The 19,063-nt window shown below is 40.0% G+C and carries 11 protein-coding genes and 2 pseudogenes; all 13 read left to right on the forward strand.

The window, feature by feature from the left end:
• Positions 1–353 precede the first annotated feature (353 nt).
• The gene (locus tag QFZ81_RS00845) at positions 354–731 is read left to right on the forward strand and encodes a hypothetical protein (RefSeq protein ID WP_307601066.1); all 378 of its coding nucleotides are present in this window, start codon (positions 354–356) and stop codon (positions 729–731) included.
• 363 nt (positions 732–1,094) lie between these two features.
• The gene (locus QFZ81_RS00850) at positions 1,095–1,442 is read left to right on the forward strand and encodes a hypothetical protein (protein ID WP_307601068.1); all 348 of its coding nucleotides are present in this window, start codon (positions 1,095–1,097) and stop codon (positions 1,440–1,442) included.
• A gap of 48 nt (positions 1,443–1,490) precedes the next feature.
• Positions 1,491–2,648, forward strand: a complete 1,158-nt coding sequence (locus tag QFZ81_RS00855; protein ID WP_307601070.1) for a copper amine oxidase N-terminal domain-containing protein — start codon at positions 1,491–1,493, stop codon at positions 2,646–2,648.
• Positions 2,649–2,744: 96 nt separating this feature from the next.
• Entirely contained in the window at positions 2,745–9,107 is a 6,363-nt protein-coding gene (locus QFZ81_RS00860) for a glycine rich domain-containing protein (protein ID WP_307601072.1), read from the forward strand.
• 76 nt (positions 9,108–9,183) lie between these two features.
• On the forward strand, positions 9,184–10,179 hold the full coding sequence (locus QFZ81_RS00865; protein WP_307601074.1) for an S-layer homology domain-containing protein: 996 nt from the start codon (positions 9,184–9,186) through the stop codon (positions 10,177–10,179).
• Between the two features lie 44 nt (positions 10,180–10,223).
• Positions 10,224–10,931 (forward strand): annotated as a pseudogene (locus QFZ81_RS00870) (serine/threonine-protein kinase); the annotation flags it as partial.
• Between the two features lie 153 nt (positions 10,932–11,084).
• Positions 11,085–11,858, forward strand: a complete 774-nt coding sequence (locus QFZ81_RS00875) for a vWA domain-containing protein (protein ID WP_307606793.1) — start codon at positions 11,085–11,087, stop codon at positions 11,856–11,858.
• 3 nt (positions 11,859–11,861) lie between these two features.
• Complete coding sequence (locus QFZ81_RS00880) at positions 11,862–12,686, forward strand: hypothetical protein (protein WP_307601076.1); 825 nt, start codon at positions 11,862–11,864, stop codon at positions 12,684–12,686.
• A gap of 33 nt (positions 12,687–12,719) precedes the next feature.
• Positions 12,720–14,519, forward strand: coding sequence for a protein kinase domain-containing protein (locus tag QFZ81_RS00885; protein WP_307601078.1), 1,800 nt, complete (start codon positions 12,720–12,722; stop codon positions 14,517–14,519).
• 16 nt (positions 14,520–14,535) lie between these two features.
• The gene (locus tag QFZ81_RS00890) at positions 14,536–16,440 is read left to right on the forward strand and encodes a hypothetical protein (RefSeq protein WP_307601080.1); all 1,905 of its coding nucleotides are present in this window, start codon (positions 14,536–14,538) and stop codon (positions 16,438–16,440) included.
• A 361-nt stretch (positions 16,441–16,801) separates the two neighbouring features.
• Positions 16,802–16,873 (forward strand): annotated as a pseudogene (locus QFZ81_RS00895) (hypothetical protein); the annotation flags it as partial.
• A gap of 18 nt (positions 16,874–16,891) precedes the next feature.
• Positions 16,892–17,119 carry an S-layer homology domain-containing protein gene (locus QFZ81_RS00900; RefSeq protein ID WP_307606795.1) on the forward strand — a complete coding sequence of 76 codons (228 nt, stop codon included), beginning with the start codon at positions 16,892–16,894 and terminating at the stop codon, positions 17,117–17,119.
• Positions 17,120–17,793: 674 nt separating this feature from the next.
• Positions 17,794–19,059 carry a phosphate/phosphite/phosphonate ABC transporter substrate-binding protein gene (gene phnD, locus QFZ81_RS00905; RefSeq protein WP_373463761.1) on the forward strand — a complete coding sequence of 422 codons (1,266 nt, stop codon included), beginning with the start codon at positions 17,794–17,796 and terminating at the stop codon, positions 19,057–19,059.
• Positions 19,060–19,063 lie beyond the last annotated feature (4 nt).

Here is a 19,063-nt window from a genome sequence, read left to right on the forward strand (position 1 = left end):
CAAACAAAACAATCATAACATTAACAATCGCAGCTTCTTTCCTTTCATTCGCGGAGTTTTACTCTATCTGGAGATGTTTTAGGGCTTTTCAAGTTCAACCCCAAGTGGGAGCCGATTATTGATCTAAATAAGAATTTCGGAAATGCAAAATGATGGCAAATACAATTTTGCATGAGGTCAGGCATCTAAGGCAATCAGTAAAATTTGGTAAGAAAGAGTTTATGAATTTACCGATTGATCAAGCTGAAAAATATGCGACAGCAACAAATATTTGGTAAGGCAATTGGTTAGGTCTTACCGATGAAGACTTGCAATGGTTTAGCAATATTATGATTTTTTTAGAGGTAATTAATGTGAAACTAGATTTATATTTACTAGAAGGCTATGTATATAAGGCGGGAACCAGATCAATTCCCTTAGTTATAGAAATATCGTCAGAGACGGAAAAAATCATTACTGACAAGATCGATATAAGAGAGATTATGTTATATCAAGCTGGTGAGGAAAAATTCGGGGCATTTATGTCTTCTGTGTTAAGTTTACCCAAACATTCTTATACAATATCAGAAAATACCCCCAAATATATGGTTGTAAATATCACAGACTATGATGATTCGGAGTTGCTTCGAGATTATGATATCCATATAAGAATTGTTATCTATGAATCAGTTCAGGATGGTAAATATAAAAGCCAAGAATTAAAAACAATAAAAAATATTTCAATTATTTGAAATTATTTTAGCCATGAATTGCGGTGCTTTAGCGCTTCATGGTCCAAGTAATGATACAGGGGCTATCTCTAAAATAATAAACAGTCTCCACAGTTCAACGGCAGGAGATAAGGAGACTTTGAAAAAAACACATTAAAGGCAATTACGAAATGGAGATTGGCCTCCCGATGAAAAAGCAATCGTTGAATATATTATAGACCCTAATGGGCATCCGTTTGCTCCTCATTTAGAAAGAAGTAGCGGAATGACCGAGGAAGAATTTGATGCAATTTGGAATGACGAGAGTGATGAAGAAGATTAAAGAGGTATGGAGCAGTGGCCTTTACAGGATTGGAAAGGTTTTGAAGAATAGAGGAAAAAAAGTTGAAAACAAATATAACAGCAAGTCAGGCTATGAAAATAGCCAAAGATTATAAAGAAAAGTATAATCTTTCGGGAATTATACATGATGACATTGAAAGGTCTGTTAAGTTTTATAGCAGTTTTTATAGAATCAAAGGATATGCATGGCTGGTTGTAGCAGATATAGCACCAAAGATATATGAAGGAGATGACGAAATTACTTATGTTATTTCTGATGAAGAAGCAGTTGTTGATCATATACTAGATCACAATGGAATTCCTCTCTATATTCATTTAGAAGAAAGTAATAGAATGACCGAGGAAGAATTTGATGCCATTTGGAATGACGACAGTAATGAAGAAGATTGATTAGGTTTGAATGAATCAAAGAAAAAGTAGTAAAGGGAGAGGTCTACATTGACAAACAAAACAATTGCAACATTAACAATTGCAGCTACTATCTTCGCATCCGCATTAGTACCAACAGCAGCTTTCGGTTCACAATCTTCTGACCTTCGAATGATTCCAGTAATCGTTAACGGTCAAAAGGTCAAGTTCCCTGATACAGAACCCTACATCGACGGTAATGGTCGCACTATGGTTCCTGTGCGTTTCGTAAGTGAGAAGTTGGGAGCTACTGTTGTCTGGAATAATGCTGACAACGCAGTAACTATTAAATATGGCACTAAAGAAATCAACCTCCCTTTGAACTCTAACACTGTAACTGTAAACGGTACTACTGTAACTTTGGATACTTCAGCTGTATTAACTGACGGACGCACTATGGTTCCTTTGCGTTTCGTGAGTGAAGCTTTGTCCTCAGAAGTTGTATGGGACGAAGGTGCTCACTCAGTAAAAGTAACTGATTCTTCGTACAAAACTAAAGTAACTAATGGTACTGTATCCTTAGATGCTTGGGGACGTGAATTGAGTAAAACATATTCAACGGATTGGAATAAACTTACTGATCTTCCAGAAAAATTTTATAATCTTCCATACTTCAAAGGTCTAACTACTGACTCTTTTAATAGAGATTGGATGTTACGTCTAGTAAACTTTGATTTGAAGACTTATGTGGATAAATGGGCTAATAAGGTAAAGGAATACTACGAAGTTCAGTTAAATGTAGATTACAGAACTATTGATGAAGATACTTTTACCAATACTTTACTATCTAATATGCAATTTCCAAGTACAGCCCATAAAGAAGCTACCGGGAGATCTATTAGAAAATATGTTCAATGGGTAAAAGATAATCACGTGATTGCTAAAGGTTATGCTGACCCAGAAAGCTCTCAAACTAGAGCAATGAATGGTATGCCCACAATGAGAACTCATTTTAAATTCATGATTATTTCTGCAGATGACACAACCCAAACTTTCATGGACAATTATGATCCTTCTGCTTATTCCGAGTCACCTGCACTGAACACTGGAGTTTGGTATGATGGGTATGCGGATGTTGCTTTGTTCACTAACATAGTAACTACTTATGAAAAGTACTTAGCTGTTCGTTCTAACGAAAACATGTTTAGAAAAGGTCAGTACAGCTACGAGCAAAACAAAGATGAATAGTTCTGCATTAGACTACAGAGTATCAAATGCAATATAAATTCGTAGTAGTAGAAATATCTGCATTAAGTACCGAAAGAATATTGGAGGGTACACACCGTGAATAAGCTGTACAAGTGGAATGCAGAGATATCACGAATAATGATATCTCTGTTGGTATTATCATTACTATTACAATTAATACCTAGTAATGTAGATGCTGCTGGTAGTGTAGACACAGGGAATGATACTGGAATCTCTTTTGAAACAGGAACTAAGGATATTATATTTATATCTAACGATCAAACAGCCAAGACGGGAACTAGGTATAAAACAATAGGATGGTTAGTGAGGACCGACGCGACCGATGGAAGTTATAATGGCATTACTTGTACTGCTGAGCTAGATGCCCCATTATCGGGAGATTGTAATCCTTTAAAGGATAGCAATTGGATTCGCTTAGATATGGGTCCAGGAGGATTCCAGCTAGATAGTACTGACACGTGGTCACAGCCCGGTAGAACTATATCTAAATTTAGAATGAGAGCTTCGGATGTTGAGGCTAAGTTCAAAATGCCATCAGCTCTGAAAGATGTAACAGAAGGAAAGACCATTTACTTCAACTCTATTTTCGAGGTAACAATTAATGGAATTTCCCAACCAGGAGAGTATACAACTCTTTCAAGTATCAGAACTGCTAAGGATTGGGCAAACAAGTCAGGGTTTAGACAATACTTTGATTTATCAGTTACATATACTGGTCTACCTCAGCCATTGAATAAGAAATGGAAAGTAGACGCTACTAGGGCTGATCTAAAACCAGTAGAACAAGAGCCTAATCCAGCAGATCCCTTAGGTTGGCCAGCAGGTCCCGACTCTGAAAGTATTACTCTAGATCAAACTTTAGTTTCTGGAGCAGATACTTACAAGCTAGTGTGCTCATATCAACAACCTACTGTAGATAATACGTTCGTAAATTGTAATACAGAGACAGAAGATCCGTACTATGTAAGATGGGGACCTACAACAGTCTCTAGAAATCCAGGTATAGCAATTGGTGGTACGGATCTTATAATGCTGTATAAGAAGGTCGATGACACTACTTGTGCTTGTATACAGAATATCTTATTACCAGACAAAGACAGCACTGGTGGTATTGTTACTGGAAGCACAATAAGTAAACAACTACCTGTACAAATTGATATGAAGCAGCCGCCATCAGGAGTAGACGATTGGAAAACTTTCTTAGACACTAGGAAAGATATAAAGATCAGGATACAAATGTGGAGATCTGATGTCGTTAAAGGTAACTCAGGGAATACTGGAGCAGCTCCTATATGGACACCAGTAGGAAGTCCAGCACTTGGAAGTTATCAAGACATAAGTGAAGCGAACTTACTTAAATTATTAGGCGGAGAAACTCCACCTACTTATAACGATAATCTTATGAGTTATCCTATAGCAGAGGGTCAGAATGTTAATTTCCGATACAATGCTACGATAGACATCATGTCTACTCATAAGACATTAGGAACTACAGCTACCATAACTTGCTCAGCTGGAGCATCAGTAGAGATTCCACCATTTATTAGACCTGCTAAGAAACCTGACCAAGGACATTATACATCTAAGCCTCAATATTGGTCAGAGATCAAACAAGGATCTCCGCAGATGTCTGGTACGGGATCTGACGAAGAGTTTGAAGCAATGGCAGGTACACCTACTAATCGTAACTTATACTTCGCATCAGGTGGATCTGAATTCATCGTAGATATTACGACTGAATATGTACCTAAAGTCACACAGACTAGGAATTACAAATCAGAGTTTTTCTCTGTAGTTAATGGATGGGCTATGTCTCCTATTAACAATGTCAACTTCTGTACAGATTGCAGCCCTTCAGCTCCTACACCTAGAACTAAGGTCGATGCTTGTGGATCTCCTTACACTGAGACTGTAACAGCAGGAAGTAGGTCTTATACTGTTGGGTCACCTCCAGGACCAGTCGTAGCTCACACGGATAGATGGTATGACCAAGGAGGGTATGACTCTCATATGGTAGGTGGATACACCGATACTTGGACTCAAACTGTAACATTCGATTATATGAAGATCACTAAGGCTAATGTTTGGAAGCTAGATAAATCTAAGGTCAATGGTATGACTAATATCATTGGCACTAATGAGGTAACGGCTTCTGTAGTACAAGGCGATCCAAATATCTTTTACCATGTATCTAATACTCAAGACAGTGCGGGCGGTAGGTTACGTTATTCTCTTGAAACAGATCAACACGATAACGTATATTGGCCGGAAGGTAATTCGGATAACTGTTTAGCTAACAGTAAAACAGGAGCAATTAATGAGCAAGCTAAGTTTACAGAGCGTAGAAATCTTACCACTAATGTAACAGCGGTATCAGATTTCTTGATTCTTCAAACATCTTCTGGTGATCAATCGGTTATGTACTTTGATAAAGTATCTAACACCGCTAAGGTTACAGATCAATTAGATGTTCCTGTTACAAACTTTGCTACTATGTGGACTAACAATCCTAACTCAGCAGCTAATTGGACAGAGACGCAAGTACATGTAGGGTCGTACAACGGTAATTTCTCCGTACCAAGTAGTAAGTATTCTGGTGGTAGTCTAGGGACAACATCTACAGTATTTGATAGCTTGCCTGCAGGTCTAAATAGACCAAGTCGTCCAGCACCATTCTTTAGATTAATGCAGACCAATTTAGATATTCCAGACACTAAACCTAACGGAGAATACTTGACAGGACAGTCTAGTGTATTCTACAAATCTATACAAAGCTACGATATTGATAATGAAGGCACTCCTTACAATCAAACATTGGATCCTACTTACAATGATAATGGTCAATATTATCGAAGCACTTATTCATCATCTCATGCCAAAGTAAATGACATTGTTATACATGATCCAGTATCAGTTGAAGATGCTATGGTTATATCTCTACCTAGCAGTATGGATCAACGAACTCCAGCTTCTGCGGCTCTAGGTGGTAATAAGCAAGAAGGAGTAGTTGAATACGAAAAGACTTTAGATCCTAACTACCGTCAAAACATTATTGGTAATGGAAATGCAGAGTACATTAATCCAAACAGCTTAGTAGCTGGATGGAATACGTGGACTTCTACTCCAGACAATAATGTGAGATTCACTAGTAGAACAGGTGATATGTGGGTAGTATCTGGATTGCATTCTTTCGAGATCAATACGACTCCGAACGTAGGAGGTAACACAGGTCCTAACTATATAGGGGTGTACTACAAAGATGTGACAATCAAGCCTAATACAAACTATCAGTTTGAAGGTAAGATAAGTTGTCACCGATGTACAGGTAACTTCTATTTAGATGTATATAACAGTGATGGAAGTCTGTATCAAACTGTAGGTGGTGGGTCTGAAACAAAGCAATACACACCTACTAATCATGTTACTAATTTTACTACGGGCCCTAATGTAAATAGAGTTAGAATTCACATCGTAAAAGGCAACGGTCAATCTGACTCTACAGCAGGTGTAGCTGAATATATGTTTGCTGATGACTTGAAACTCAAGAACATGAGCATACAAGAATTCATTCCTGTAGAGGGAGTCTACACAACACAGACTATTCCTAATCCTGACTATATTCCAGCAAATTCTGGAACTTCTAAGCTATTCAATTACACCGGAAGCTCTCAGACCTTCACAGCTCCATCAGCTGGAACGTATACGTTAGAAGCATGGGGAGCATCAGGTGGTAATGCTCAATATACAGGAGATCCTGGATATGGAGCAAGGACAGGTGGACGAGGTAGTTACGCAACAGGTAAGATTGATTTGACAGCAGGTCAACAATTAACTGTTAACGTAGGAGGTCAAGGATCTCACGGACAGGAATTAAGCGCTGGCTGTGATGCTCCAGGAACACGAGCAGGTGGTTGGAACGGTGGAGGAGCAGGGGGTACTTATTCTGGTTCTGGTGGAGGAGCCTCAGATATTAGAGGAAGCTCAGGAACTCCAACAGCTTTGTATGCTTGGGACTTTACTGGAGGAAGCACTAATGGATTCTCAGGAGTATCTGCAGGAGCTGGATATGGTATTGGTTACTCTGGTTCAGATACGTGGATCGTTCCTCCTGCTATGTCATTTGTAGGATCCTCTACTGACTACGTGGAACTAATAGTAAAGAATACCAGTAACGGTCCATCAGGTGAATTCTATATTAGTAACGAGCAGGGTGGTCCATCCGAGAGCAGAGTAGTTAGGTTTGCTATGACTACTGGCGATACTAGTTACAAAACGTATATAGTACCTATGGGAAGCGATGCTGGATGGGCAGGTCATACCATAAATAGTATTCGCATGGATATAGCTAACAGTGCGTCTAGCAGCGTAGCCTATGAATTAAAATCAATTAAAGTTATAACATCTATAGCAGGAGGTAAACTTCTTGTAGCTGGAGCTGGTGGTGGTGCAGGACAACAATCCTTTGGTGGAGATGGAGATTTAGGAGGGGATAGAATTAACACCCCTAAAGGCAGCGGTGGAAGTGGAGCGCCAGGAGTCAATGCCAACGGTATTGGAGGACAAGGTGGGGCTACTGACGATGGTGGTGGCGGCGGCGGTTACTTTGGAGGTCAAGGTGGTTTTGGAGGATGCGGTTCTGACGGAGGTGGTGGAGGTGGATCCTCGTACGTAGGAACTCTATCTAACACTGCTATTGTCCAAGGTAATCTTACTATGCCATCCCCGGCAGGTGGGACTGAAGTGGGTCACACTGGAAATGGTGCAGTATCTATTAAATCTCCTCCAAACGCAGCAGTAGGTACTCCTACTATTGATGTACCTGTATTAGCCGGATCCTCAGGAACGTCAATCCCTGCAGAGGCTTACATTACAACAGCTAAGCAGCAGAATCCAGCAGCACCTGCTGGAGGGTTTACTCCAGGTAACTTCGTAGTGCTAGATTACGGATTCCAACTCTACTTCCCTAATAGAGGTGACTTCTTTGGGGACGGTGCTAATGGTATCTCTGCTACTACTGATACTAGGGGGAAAGGCTTTGTAGATGATATGGACGTAACAGAATGGACAAAAGAGAAATATGTCCAATATGACTTTAATGTTATTTACAATAACCATATGTACCTAGCTAAAGAGTGGATACCATTACAGGTAGACTGCAATAGTTATGGTTGTAAGTATGACTTCTATGTGCCATTAGCAGACAGAGAAAGACTAAGCGCTTTAGTACAGTGGAAGAGTATTGCAATCAATGGTCAGATGGATAATGACGTTCCGACTAATAAAGTTAGATATGGAACTCCTAAACCACATGCAGCTAAGCATAGTTCGCTTAAGAGGTTTAATGTGGACGTAGTAGGTCGTATTGGTAATATGACAATTCAGGATACTGGTGACTTCAGATATTCTAATTTGTTCAAGATGCCGTTAATTCCTACTGAGTGGCAAGTACAGAATGTAGTTAAGAAGGTAAATCAGAATCAACAGAACAAGATTGTAGGGGACCTAACTGATATCAGAGGTTATCCTGTAACAGCAGGGACTAACTATCTAGATACATGGGGATTATTGGGTCACTTAAGACAGACTCCAATTTCATTCCCGTTATCGCCAGAGAAGAACAACATTCCAGCTCTACAGACTCAACCTATAAGATTAGGGTACAACACTCTATCTGATATCCAAACTATCGGTAACTACTATGGTAATCTGCAGATCATTCCATACTATTACGCTCTTAATCTTCAGAATGGTAACATCCAACCGGTGGATATCTACATGGATGTTAACAGTGATTATAAACCTATTAATAAACACGGAGCAGCTGTTCCTGGATGGAATCCTATGACGATACATCAGCATATCGTTGGATTAGATTGGTTAGGTGAGTCTGGTAGACGTAATGTGTTTGCTCAAGAAGCAGCGAACACTAATACCATTGCAGATTTCGCTCAGAATACTGGAGGAGACACTGTAACTGGTAAAGCATCTAGACCTAATGGAAGTAACTACGCTTACGGTACAGCACAAATCATGTATGCAACTGGACGGAATAGAACATACATTGGTAACACAAGTACCTATGGATGGGACAAGAATCCAGGAAGTAGGTTACCAGCAGCACAGTACATGGAGCAAGCACAAAGGTGGCATTATACTTACGCTCTTCCTTCATCTGCCGTAGCAGTAGCAGCAGGGCAACCTGCAACACAAGCTAACATTGACGCTATCCGAAATAAGAATACCGTTATAGTTATGGCAGCTGATATTAAGGCTGTGGGGGATACGTATGTCTTACAGTACAAAGCTCCTAACTCAAACGGTAATGTAAATATTGCGGGAACAAGTTGGCCATTAACAAGTATCCCATATCCAGTTATCAACATTTACTCTTCGAATAAATCTTCGGCCGATGACTTGGATGTCTTTGGAACACATTAATAAAAAACATAGGAGTAGATGGTCTACAAAAGGTCAGCTACTCCTATATCCATGAACGGGTTAAAGGAGAATATAAATGCAAAAGTTTAAAGTAGTATTAGGAGCATTAACATTAGCAGTAGCTGCTACAACAATCGGATATTATGGTGGTGTACATATTCAAGCACAAGAATCTGTAACCAGTTCTACATACAACAACATGTCTCAAGTTACTTCTCCTAATAATTCGCCTAAGACTAATGGAGTATCTTCATGGGCTCAAGATGATGTTAAATATATGGCAGATAAAGGGATAGTGCCGCAGAGATTGCAAAGCAATTATCAGTCTACTATAGACAGAGAAGAATTTTCTGAATTGGTAGTGTCAGTAATTGACTATATGTCTCCTGCAAAGTTTGCATTATCTAGGGTGCATAACGATGTGAAATTTAATGATACAGAAGACTTTCACGTATACAAGGCTTTTGGGGCCGGAGTAGTTAATGGCGTCTCAGATTCGGAGTTCAAACCCAAAGCTAATATCTCAAGACAAGAATCAGCAGTAATGATGGCTAACATGCTAATGTCGATAAGGATGTCGGATCTATCCACCACTGAGTTTGAGTTCGTTGATAAGTTAGCTATAGCAGATTGGGCCAAAGAAAGTGTCAACATTGCTGCTAATGCTAAGATATTTCAAGGAACAGACATCGGATTTAGAGCGTATGATCCATACACTAGGGAACAGGCTATAGTGACAATGAGGCGTCTATTAGATGCATCTGGTAGTATGGAGGGTATTTCTCTGAGAGGAAAGTTATTTATTAAAATGTCCGACGTCGTTAAGAACAATGGAGATACTCCCATACTTCCAAAAGGGTCAAACATTGATGCACGAGTAGGAATTAATTATATAAAGTTAGGCTCTGTCTCTAATCCCGAAAAGATGTCGGAGTATATAGACAGAATATCTACTAATTTATCAGTTGATACAGTAACCAAGTTAAAAGGCGGGATTAAGACTGTTAATGATGGAGACTTGATGATAGAAACAAATGGGGATGATTTTCTCTTAAAGATCTCTTGGAAATAAAACAAACCTTAAGGTCCGGTGATCATATGTTGCAACCAGGTAATATGCTTGGAAATAGATACAAGGTAGAATCGTTAATTGCCCGAGGAGGTATGGGATGTGTGTACCTCGTCAAAGATACGAAGCTTAACGATAAAATATGGGCTGTTAAAGAAATAACCCAAGTTGATAATAACGAAGTGTTTCTCGAAGAAGCAAGGATTTTAACAAGTCTATCGCATCCTAATATCCCCAAAATTATGGATTACTTCGAGCCTGATGCCGAGGGCAGATGCTATTTGGTCATGGAATATGTCAATGGAATCACACTGCAGCAGGTATTCGACGGCGCCGTGCGTAAGATGCCTCTTACAAAGATACTGAAATACATACAGCAACTATGTGATATTCTCATGTACCTACATAATCAACCTACTCCAATCATCTTCAGAGATATTAAACCATCCAATATGATGGTAGATGAATATGACAATATTCAACTGATTGATTTTGGTATCGCACGCAAATACGATCAACGTAAATTTTCAGATACTGTGCAAATGGGAACAATTGCTTTTGCTGCTCCAGAGCAATTCGAGAATAAGCAAACAGACCGAAGAACGGATATATTTAGCGTCGGTGCGGTCCTATATTACTTACTAGCGGAGGGCAAGTATTATTACCCTAACGGTGGAGACCTCAATACCATATTATCTAATGTGCCTGATAGGCTTGTTCGGTTGATCCAAAGAATGCTGGAACCAAACCCGGACAAGAGATTTCAGGATATTTCCGAAGTCAAAGAGCAGCTTAGTCAATTAAACATGCAGAGTGTCCCGGAAACGGACATAATGAAAACGCAAGTGCTAAGGCCGGGGGCAATCAATCAACAGGCTACTCAAGTTCATCAACAAATATTAGGCGGGATGACGGTCCCTTCTCAGTCGCAAGCCTATACCACGCAAGCTACGCAAAGCAATCCAGCACTAATTATTTATTTATTAGATGTTAGCGGTTCTATGAGTTTGATGAAGGGTGAGAAGAGGCGAATCGATATTGTTATGGATTCTTTGTATGTAGCTCTCAAACAAATGGTATTCAGGTCTACGAAAGGAAGTCGCATCTCATCCCGTTATCGGGTGGCTATTTTAGCTTATAGCGATGAGGTTCACGATCTGTCAGGAGGAATTAAAAAAATCGATGAGTTGATGAATACGGGCATGATGCCCACTCTTAAGACTTACAGATTCACAGATACTTCTCAAGCTTTCCAATACGCTGAAAAATTGTTACAAGATGAGCTTCCAACCATGCAGGATTGTCCGGCTCCTTTGATTTGTCATATGACAGACGGCGTGTATACAGGGGAGGATCCGCAGCCTATTGTCCGCAGAATAATGGATATGTCAGTGAAGGATGGTAATGTGCTTGTCGAAAATATTTTTATCTCTGATGATGTTCTTGAACAAGAGGTAGACGAGCCTAAGCGCTGGCAAGGTGTTCGAGAAGATACTGCTTTTCGGGATGATTATGGTTATAAATTGAAATTGATGTCTTCTGTCATCCCCGAAAGTTACCGGGAAATGATGCGGGAGGCACACTTTAATCTTGCTAAAGATTCCTTGCTTATGTTTCCGGGAACCAATCCTGAACTGGTGTCGCTAGGTTTTCAAATGTCAGCCGCGACGCCGATTTACTAAGTTATGAATAAGAGGATTGAGATTTCTCAGCAGACAGAAACCGAGGTTCAACAGGTTATTCATTCGTTTTGGGATTATCAATACGGTTATTCACGTTCAGCAGAGACAAGAGAAGCGGGCGATAGTGGACAAGATTATTTGTCTTTCCTCGAAGAGGAGGGGAGCCTGTTATTTGTCATTTGTGATGGAGTTAGCATGTCCTATTTTGGAGATTTTGCTGCTAAGTTTCTAGGAGATCATCTCATAGATTGGCTTATTAATATAAATGAGGATGATCAGAGCGAAGAAACGCTACAACAAATTTTAAATCAGTACTTAAAGGAAATAGCCGTTCGTGCAACAGAGAGTTTAAAGGGGCATCAAATCCCACCACATATTAAGGGTATGCTGCGTGAAGTGTTAGCCGCAAAAAAAGAGCACGGCAGCGGTGCGATTTATGGGTGTGGACGGATCGACCTCCCCAGCAAGAAATTCCCAGAAGGCAGAATTTTATTGGCCTGGCAGGGGGACGTGCGATTGCGGCTGTGGACAGATCACACTGAATGGACAACGAAGTTAGGAGACCGCTTTTACACACACCATCAATGGAATAGCACTTGTGGTCCAGTAGGTGGAATGCCTCATGTCTTCTGTGAAACGTTGCGTGATTGGGGGAGCCAAGGTTCTATATTGCTGTACTCGGACGGTCTAAAGGCACTTAACAACTTGGAGCGAATTTCTGGGAAGCAGCTGCAACTGACATTAACTAAGGAGGGCCAAAACCCTTCTAGTGATGATATGTCCGTATTTCATGTGCGTTGGGACACCTCACTTTTCAAAACACACTAAATAGAATGTTATCGATTAAGGAGAATCGTCTTTATGGGATTTCAGCCGGAAGTGAATGAGAGACTTGTCATTAATGGAAATATGTATACCGTAGGGGAACATCCTAATGCTCCCGGTGTTCCATATGGTCAAGAGGGTCGTCAAGGAACGGTTTATTTACTTTATTCCGAGGAAAGAGAGCATAAGAAGGCAATTAAAGTATTTCGTTCTAAGTTTATTAATCCTTCGATGGCCTTCCAAACTGAGCAAATTGCGAAATATAAGGGAATGTCTGGACTCTCGGCCTGTGAGCGGTTCATTATTACGCCTCAGAACAATACCCAATTGCTAAGTAATGAGTCGGATCTTCTCTATGCAGTTGTTATGAATTGGGTTGAAGGACCGACCTGGATGGATATCTTATTGAACAAGCAGTGTTTGACCAAAAAACAAAGTTATTCGGCAGTTTACGCCTTGGCCTACACGTTAGTTGCGATGGAGCAGCGCGGGTTGTCCCACTGTGATCTTTCAGCTCCCAACCTTATTCTTCCTATGTTTGATAAAAGTAAAAAAGATATAAAACCGATTGATTATGTGCAATTAATTGATCTGGAACAAATGTATGCCGCACATCTCGAACGTCCAGAGTATGTCCCAGCAGGTTCGCCAGGTTATGCCCCACAGTATGCATCTCAGAACAATACCCAATCGGGCTTGTGGAGCGCTAACTCCGACCGTTTTGCGGGGGCCGTGCTCTTAATGGAAATGTTAGCAGCTTGTACGGAACTATTTTTTGAGAACGCATGGGGGGAAAGTTATTTTGCCCCTTCTGAATTACAGACTGACTGCGTTCGATACAATAAGCTTGTTCAGGCCATTCGAACCAATTGGGGAGATGCAATTGTTTCACTATTTGAGAGGGCATGGGATAGCGATGATCTTAGCCAATGTCCAACATTCGGCGAGTGGATGCTTGAAATTTCGAAAATGGAATACGCCATCTATGAACAACCGAAGGTAGCGGCTGCAAACGAACAAGCTAAGCCTAAAGAGGCTGCTAATCAGCCGAATGATGGGAAGAAGGCAGAGGCTCTTCTTGCACGAGCAAGGCAATTGGAATCAAGAGGGAAGTTTAAAGACGCGATTGAAGTATATCGGTCAATTCATTTGCAGAATCCACATTCGAGTCTTGCGAGGGAAATTGATGTTGCTATTGAAATTTTGGAGGAGAAAAAGGGTGATAGAAAAAAGAGGGTGAAAGCTCTGTTTAATAAACGCCCATCTTTAAAATTAAGCACCAAGACAATATGGCTCTCTGTATTCATTGTGGTAATAGCTCTTGGCGGATTCTCGGCATATACATTTTTTAAAAACCCTGCTCATCGTACAAGCGTATCTTCGGCATTTTCTTTTCTATCAGCATCTAGCCCTGAAAAAAAGATAACGTTAGAAGAAGCAAAAGCACAAATAGAGAGTTTAACCAATGAGGTAAAAGAAAAAGATAAAACCATTACACAGCTTTCCGCGCAAGTGAAGGAACTCAACAAGCCCATGGTTAAACGGAGAGAAGATCTAATAGATCAACTTAATAATGATTTTAATGAAATCAGAAAAATAGCCGGTTCCAATTCAAGCGCGACTGCAGAACTGGATAAGAAAACTTTTGCTGCATCGACAATTTATATGAACCATTTACTGGATTTTATTAAAGTATCTTATAATCTAAACCAACAGTTCGTCGATCAAGCCAATGTCGTTCAAGGCTATCATTATCCGTATATCTACAATGAGAACCGTAATTCGCAGCTAAATATTCAGTTTTATAAGGATTACAAAGGGAAGTTTACTAATTGATTAGGAGATAACGTGTATGATATTTGGAGCGTCTTTAGGTCCTTTCGTTAAAAAAGCTTTTTTAGAGAAAGGTTTTCAAACGAATATAAGTAAAATAGCTGAAAACCTTGCGATCCATCCGAATTTATCTAACATGGATGCTGTTGTCTTAAGTCCAAAAGATTTGGGAGGACTTTCAGGCCAGGGGTTAAATGCGGCCTTAAGGAATAAGCATGCTTCGGTAGGCGTCATATACTTGTATCAAAAAGACAAGGACGCCGATCTTATTGAAGGAAGCGTCCAAAAAGTTAAAATCGCGAAGGTTACTCTAGAAGTTATACAAGAGACTGTTAATCGTATTATCGAGACCAACTTAATTGGTAGTGATAACAGGGTAATAGAATCAGGAGATGGTAAGACTCGTGATAACCTTCATATTGCAGAGGCAGTTATTGATGCTGGAGCAGAAGTTGAAGTAAGTGCGGCCATTGAACAACCTTATGTGCCAACTAAATCTCTTGAACAAAGAGTAGTAGAAATGGGACAATATGCTGATTTCAATTTCTTTAAGCATGCCTTAGAGAAGGATGAGATCTACAAAGAACTTATGCATGAGAACACGCATTATGCTGTACTAGTGAATATGTTAGAGTCATTAGACAGCGAGATAGCCAATGTATTTAAGGATACTTCGTTAACAGCTGAAATTCGGTTTGACAAAATAAAGCAAATTGGCGTGGAGCGTTCAGCTTATAAAGGGGTTGAGCGCAACATTATAGCTGATAAAGTTATTGCCATTATGGTAGCTATTGTGAAGTCAGCAGAGTTGACAGTGGATACGCGTATTAACAATATCAGAAATGCACTAGATACGATGTCTACTGTGAAATTGGTATACGAAGACCAAGGTAAATTACAGGCTCTTATTGAATCTAGGCTAAACCTTCAGCTAGATCTTATGGAATTATCTAAAGAAATTATTGAAGTATACAAGGCAATGGATAGGAGTGTAACTGACCTTCTTACTAATTTCGAAGAGGAAATTCCGTCAAAGAATGAGTATATAAAAGAGGTCTTGAAACCGATAAAACCCATTTTTACACCTCAGAATGTTGCAGCAGTGACGACTAAACTTATTGGTGATTTGCAGAAAAATAAAGTTTCCTTGTCGATCATTGAAGAGAAGATCAAGAGCCTCATTAATCTCGTGTTTAAACTTTGTGAAGAAGATGCGACGATTATAGAGTATCAACAGAAACTTATCAATCTTTTGAGGGCTCAAAGAGTAGAAGATGTTGTGATCGTGGACAATGTCATTAAGAATTCGCTTCGTATATTCGTAGGACCTGCTGATACTGGGCGAACAGCTACTGCCTTAACTTGGTCAGGAGTCATTTCCCGCAGGCAAAACACGTTGTTGCTGGACCTTACTGGAAGTTCGAAGCTAAGACAGTACGGCTTGGAACCTGTAAGTCTCAACGATTTCTTAACGGATCGAATGGAACGACATTTCTTATGCATAGAAGGAAACTTTGAAAATGATTTAGAAAAAGTAGATGAAGTAGTGGCAGAATTAAAAACGCGTTTAAATTATTATGGTCACATGAACATCCTTTTGGATTCGACCCAAACAGCATTGTTGAACCGTCTAGCTTCGTCTGCATTGTCTGTCCATTTTATTACAGATTGTACGCCAAGAGGAACAGCCCTTTTAAAGGAAACAATTGAAGCTTTTAAAGAGGAAAATATTGCCCAAAAAGTAATATTAATTGATCCTCCAATTGATCCCATTAAATTGCTAGAGAGTTTATCTGTTGATCCGCTCGTGGTCAAACTCATTGTCATACCTCGCTTGCAGTATATTAGGGCTTGTTCTCTGAATAATGCCAAGCCTTTTGATAGCAGGGAGATTGTGGAGGTGTTCGAGGAGGCTTTCAGATAATGTCCCAAATCAAGATCGATCCGGATCTAGTAGAGCATTTAAATGATAATGTGAATCCTATATAAATTGTCGAATGTGAATAGCAGCGTATCATCCTTGGCTATCATGTGGATTCAGCGATTACGGCAAGATGCTTATATCTTCAAATCCATTCCTCATAAATGGGGTAGACGGTAACTTTAATTCACTAACTTTTACAGTTGAGCAATTTGGATAAGAAAACGGGAAATTATATAGCCGATTCCAATATGACAAGTGCACATTCGTAACTCGGTTTTCTAAAGCATTGAAGCTCCAAAGTCGAGGAGAATTTTACCGATGTTAACGATAGTTCCTGGTATAAAAGTTCCGTTCCGTTTATGCTGCATTTGAATCTCATATTGTGAACGGGGTTAGCGATCATGCTTTTTCTCCCGCGGCTAATATCACAAGACAGCAAATGGCTGTGATGATGGTCAATGCCTACTTACAAGCGACTGGCAAGAAGCTTCAGGAATTACCGGTAACACAAGGAGTAACATTTACCGATGAAGGAAGTATCAGCGACTGGGCCACTTATGTCGGGGTAGCATCCGGATTGAATCTAATGAATGGAACCAATGAAAGTGAATTTGCATCTCAAGAAGATACATCGAGGGCTCAAGCAGCGGTTGTTACTACAGATTGCTTCATCAAATAAAGTCGTAGTTTTAATACTTCAAGGAGCCTAACCTTGCTCAGGCTCCTTTTAAATTACTGAAGACAATGTGTAGGAGGCACGCCTTTTCTTGTCCTGCAAAATTAAAAGTAATGCTTCCTTATTACAACATTATTGGTGATAAATTGGTGTTAAACTGGTGATAAAGTGTAGCAGTAACCCGTTGTAAGCAGCCTACTAGAGTTGAGAGTAGACTCGAAAAACCCAGTAATATCAAGGCTTCAGCGGACTATAACAGTTTCTATCAAACTCGCAGATTTTCTCGCTCTTTTAGTTGTATATGGTAGTGATTATCAGACTTAGCTATATGTTTCGCACCTACTGGTGTATTTCAAGAAATCTCTATGAATAGCGGGTGGGGACAACACTTTCTAGGTATAGCTAATAGGTTTGAGAACGATCTGGGTTTATTAACAGCTGTGAGTAGAACAAGTGTAGGTAGCAGAAAATCGGGAGGTCATTATTTGAAGATAAGATTCATGAAATACTGAAAAACCTTGAAGCCTCAGACGAGTAATGCTGATAAATTTATTAATGGGGTTAATCAACATGAGATTTATTTAATAGGGGGATTACATATGAAGGCTCGAAAAGTTCTGCTGTGCATGTTCTCAACTATACTCAGTATTTACTTTTGTATGAATAGTGGGATAGCAATGGCCGACAACGATCTCAAGGCAAGTATTGTCGTTGATAATCAGACGCTGAGCTTTGAAGTTCCACCCGTAAATCATCAAGGGACTGTTATGGTTCCTATGCGGCCTGTTTTCGAAGCGCTGCATACATCAGTAACCTGGAATGAAGAAGATCAAAGTATAACTGCTGAGAAAGAAGGTACATCTGTTCAACTTTCTCTTGGTTCACCGTTTGCATATATCAATAAAGGAGCCGTTGTCTTGAGCAGTATTCCCTATGTATCTAATGGGAGCACTATGGTTCCAGTTCGATTCATTGCCGAAGTTTTCGGGGCGAAGGTATCTTGGAACACTGTTGATCGAAGAGTCACAATTATTATGGCATCTTCAGGTATAGGTGGAAGAGGGCAAGATAGTTTGAATCCGTTACCGCAGAACAGTGCCACATCTAACGCTACTTTTGTGCCAAGCGAACTACGGGTGCAATTCGTCCCCTCCCAAAATGCAGGAATTTTGGAAGCTAAGGCAAAGCCGCTCGAGAAAATGCTTAAAGAACAGCTAGGAGTTCCCGTCAAGCTTTCTGTCTCTACGGACTATAACAATGTAATAAGGTTAATGAAAGCGAAGACTGTCGATCTCAGTTTTTTGCCACCTTATCAATATGTTACTGCCCACGATAATTTTAAGACAGCAGATGTACTTCTGCAGGCTTTACGGTACGGTGTGGACGCTCCAACTGGAAAGACCACTCAACAACTTGTTGACTTTTACCAAGGAATGCTTCTCGTTAGAGCAGATTCGCCTATCCAAAGCATTGAGGATCTAAAAGGCAAGACTATCGGATGGCAGGGCATGACCTCAGCTGCAGGCTATGTTTATCCTGGATTAGCGCTAGGAATGAATGGAATTGACCCTGTACGTGATGTAAAGGGACAGTTTTTTCAAGGTCATGATAGAGCTGTTCAAGGATTACTCAATAATCGAGTGGATGCTGCCGCCGTTTTTCAGGATATTCGTTCCCTGATGCAAAAGGATTATCCTAATGTTATTAGAGATACCCGTGTCCTAGCATTTACTAATAAAATTCCAAACGACACCATTTCAGTGCGCTCAGATATGGATCCGAAATGGCGTGAAAAGATCCAGGATGCGTTTATTTCTATTGGAAGCAATCCCGAAGGGAAAAAAATAATTCATGAAGTGTTTGGACACGAGGGTTATACCTTTTCAGAAGATAATAAGTTCGAAATTGTTCGAGAGGCTACTAGGTATATGAATGCAGATTAGAAAA

The organism is Paenibacillus sp. V4I9, assembly GCF_030817295.1.
Taxonomy (GTDB): domain Bacteria; phylum Bacillota; class Bacilli; order Paenibacillales; family NBRC-103111; genus Paenibacillus_E.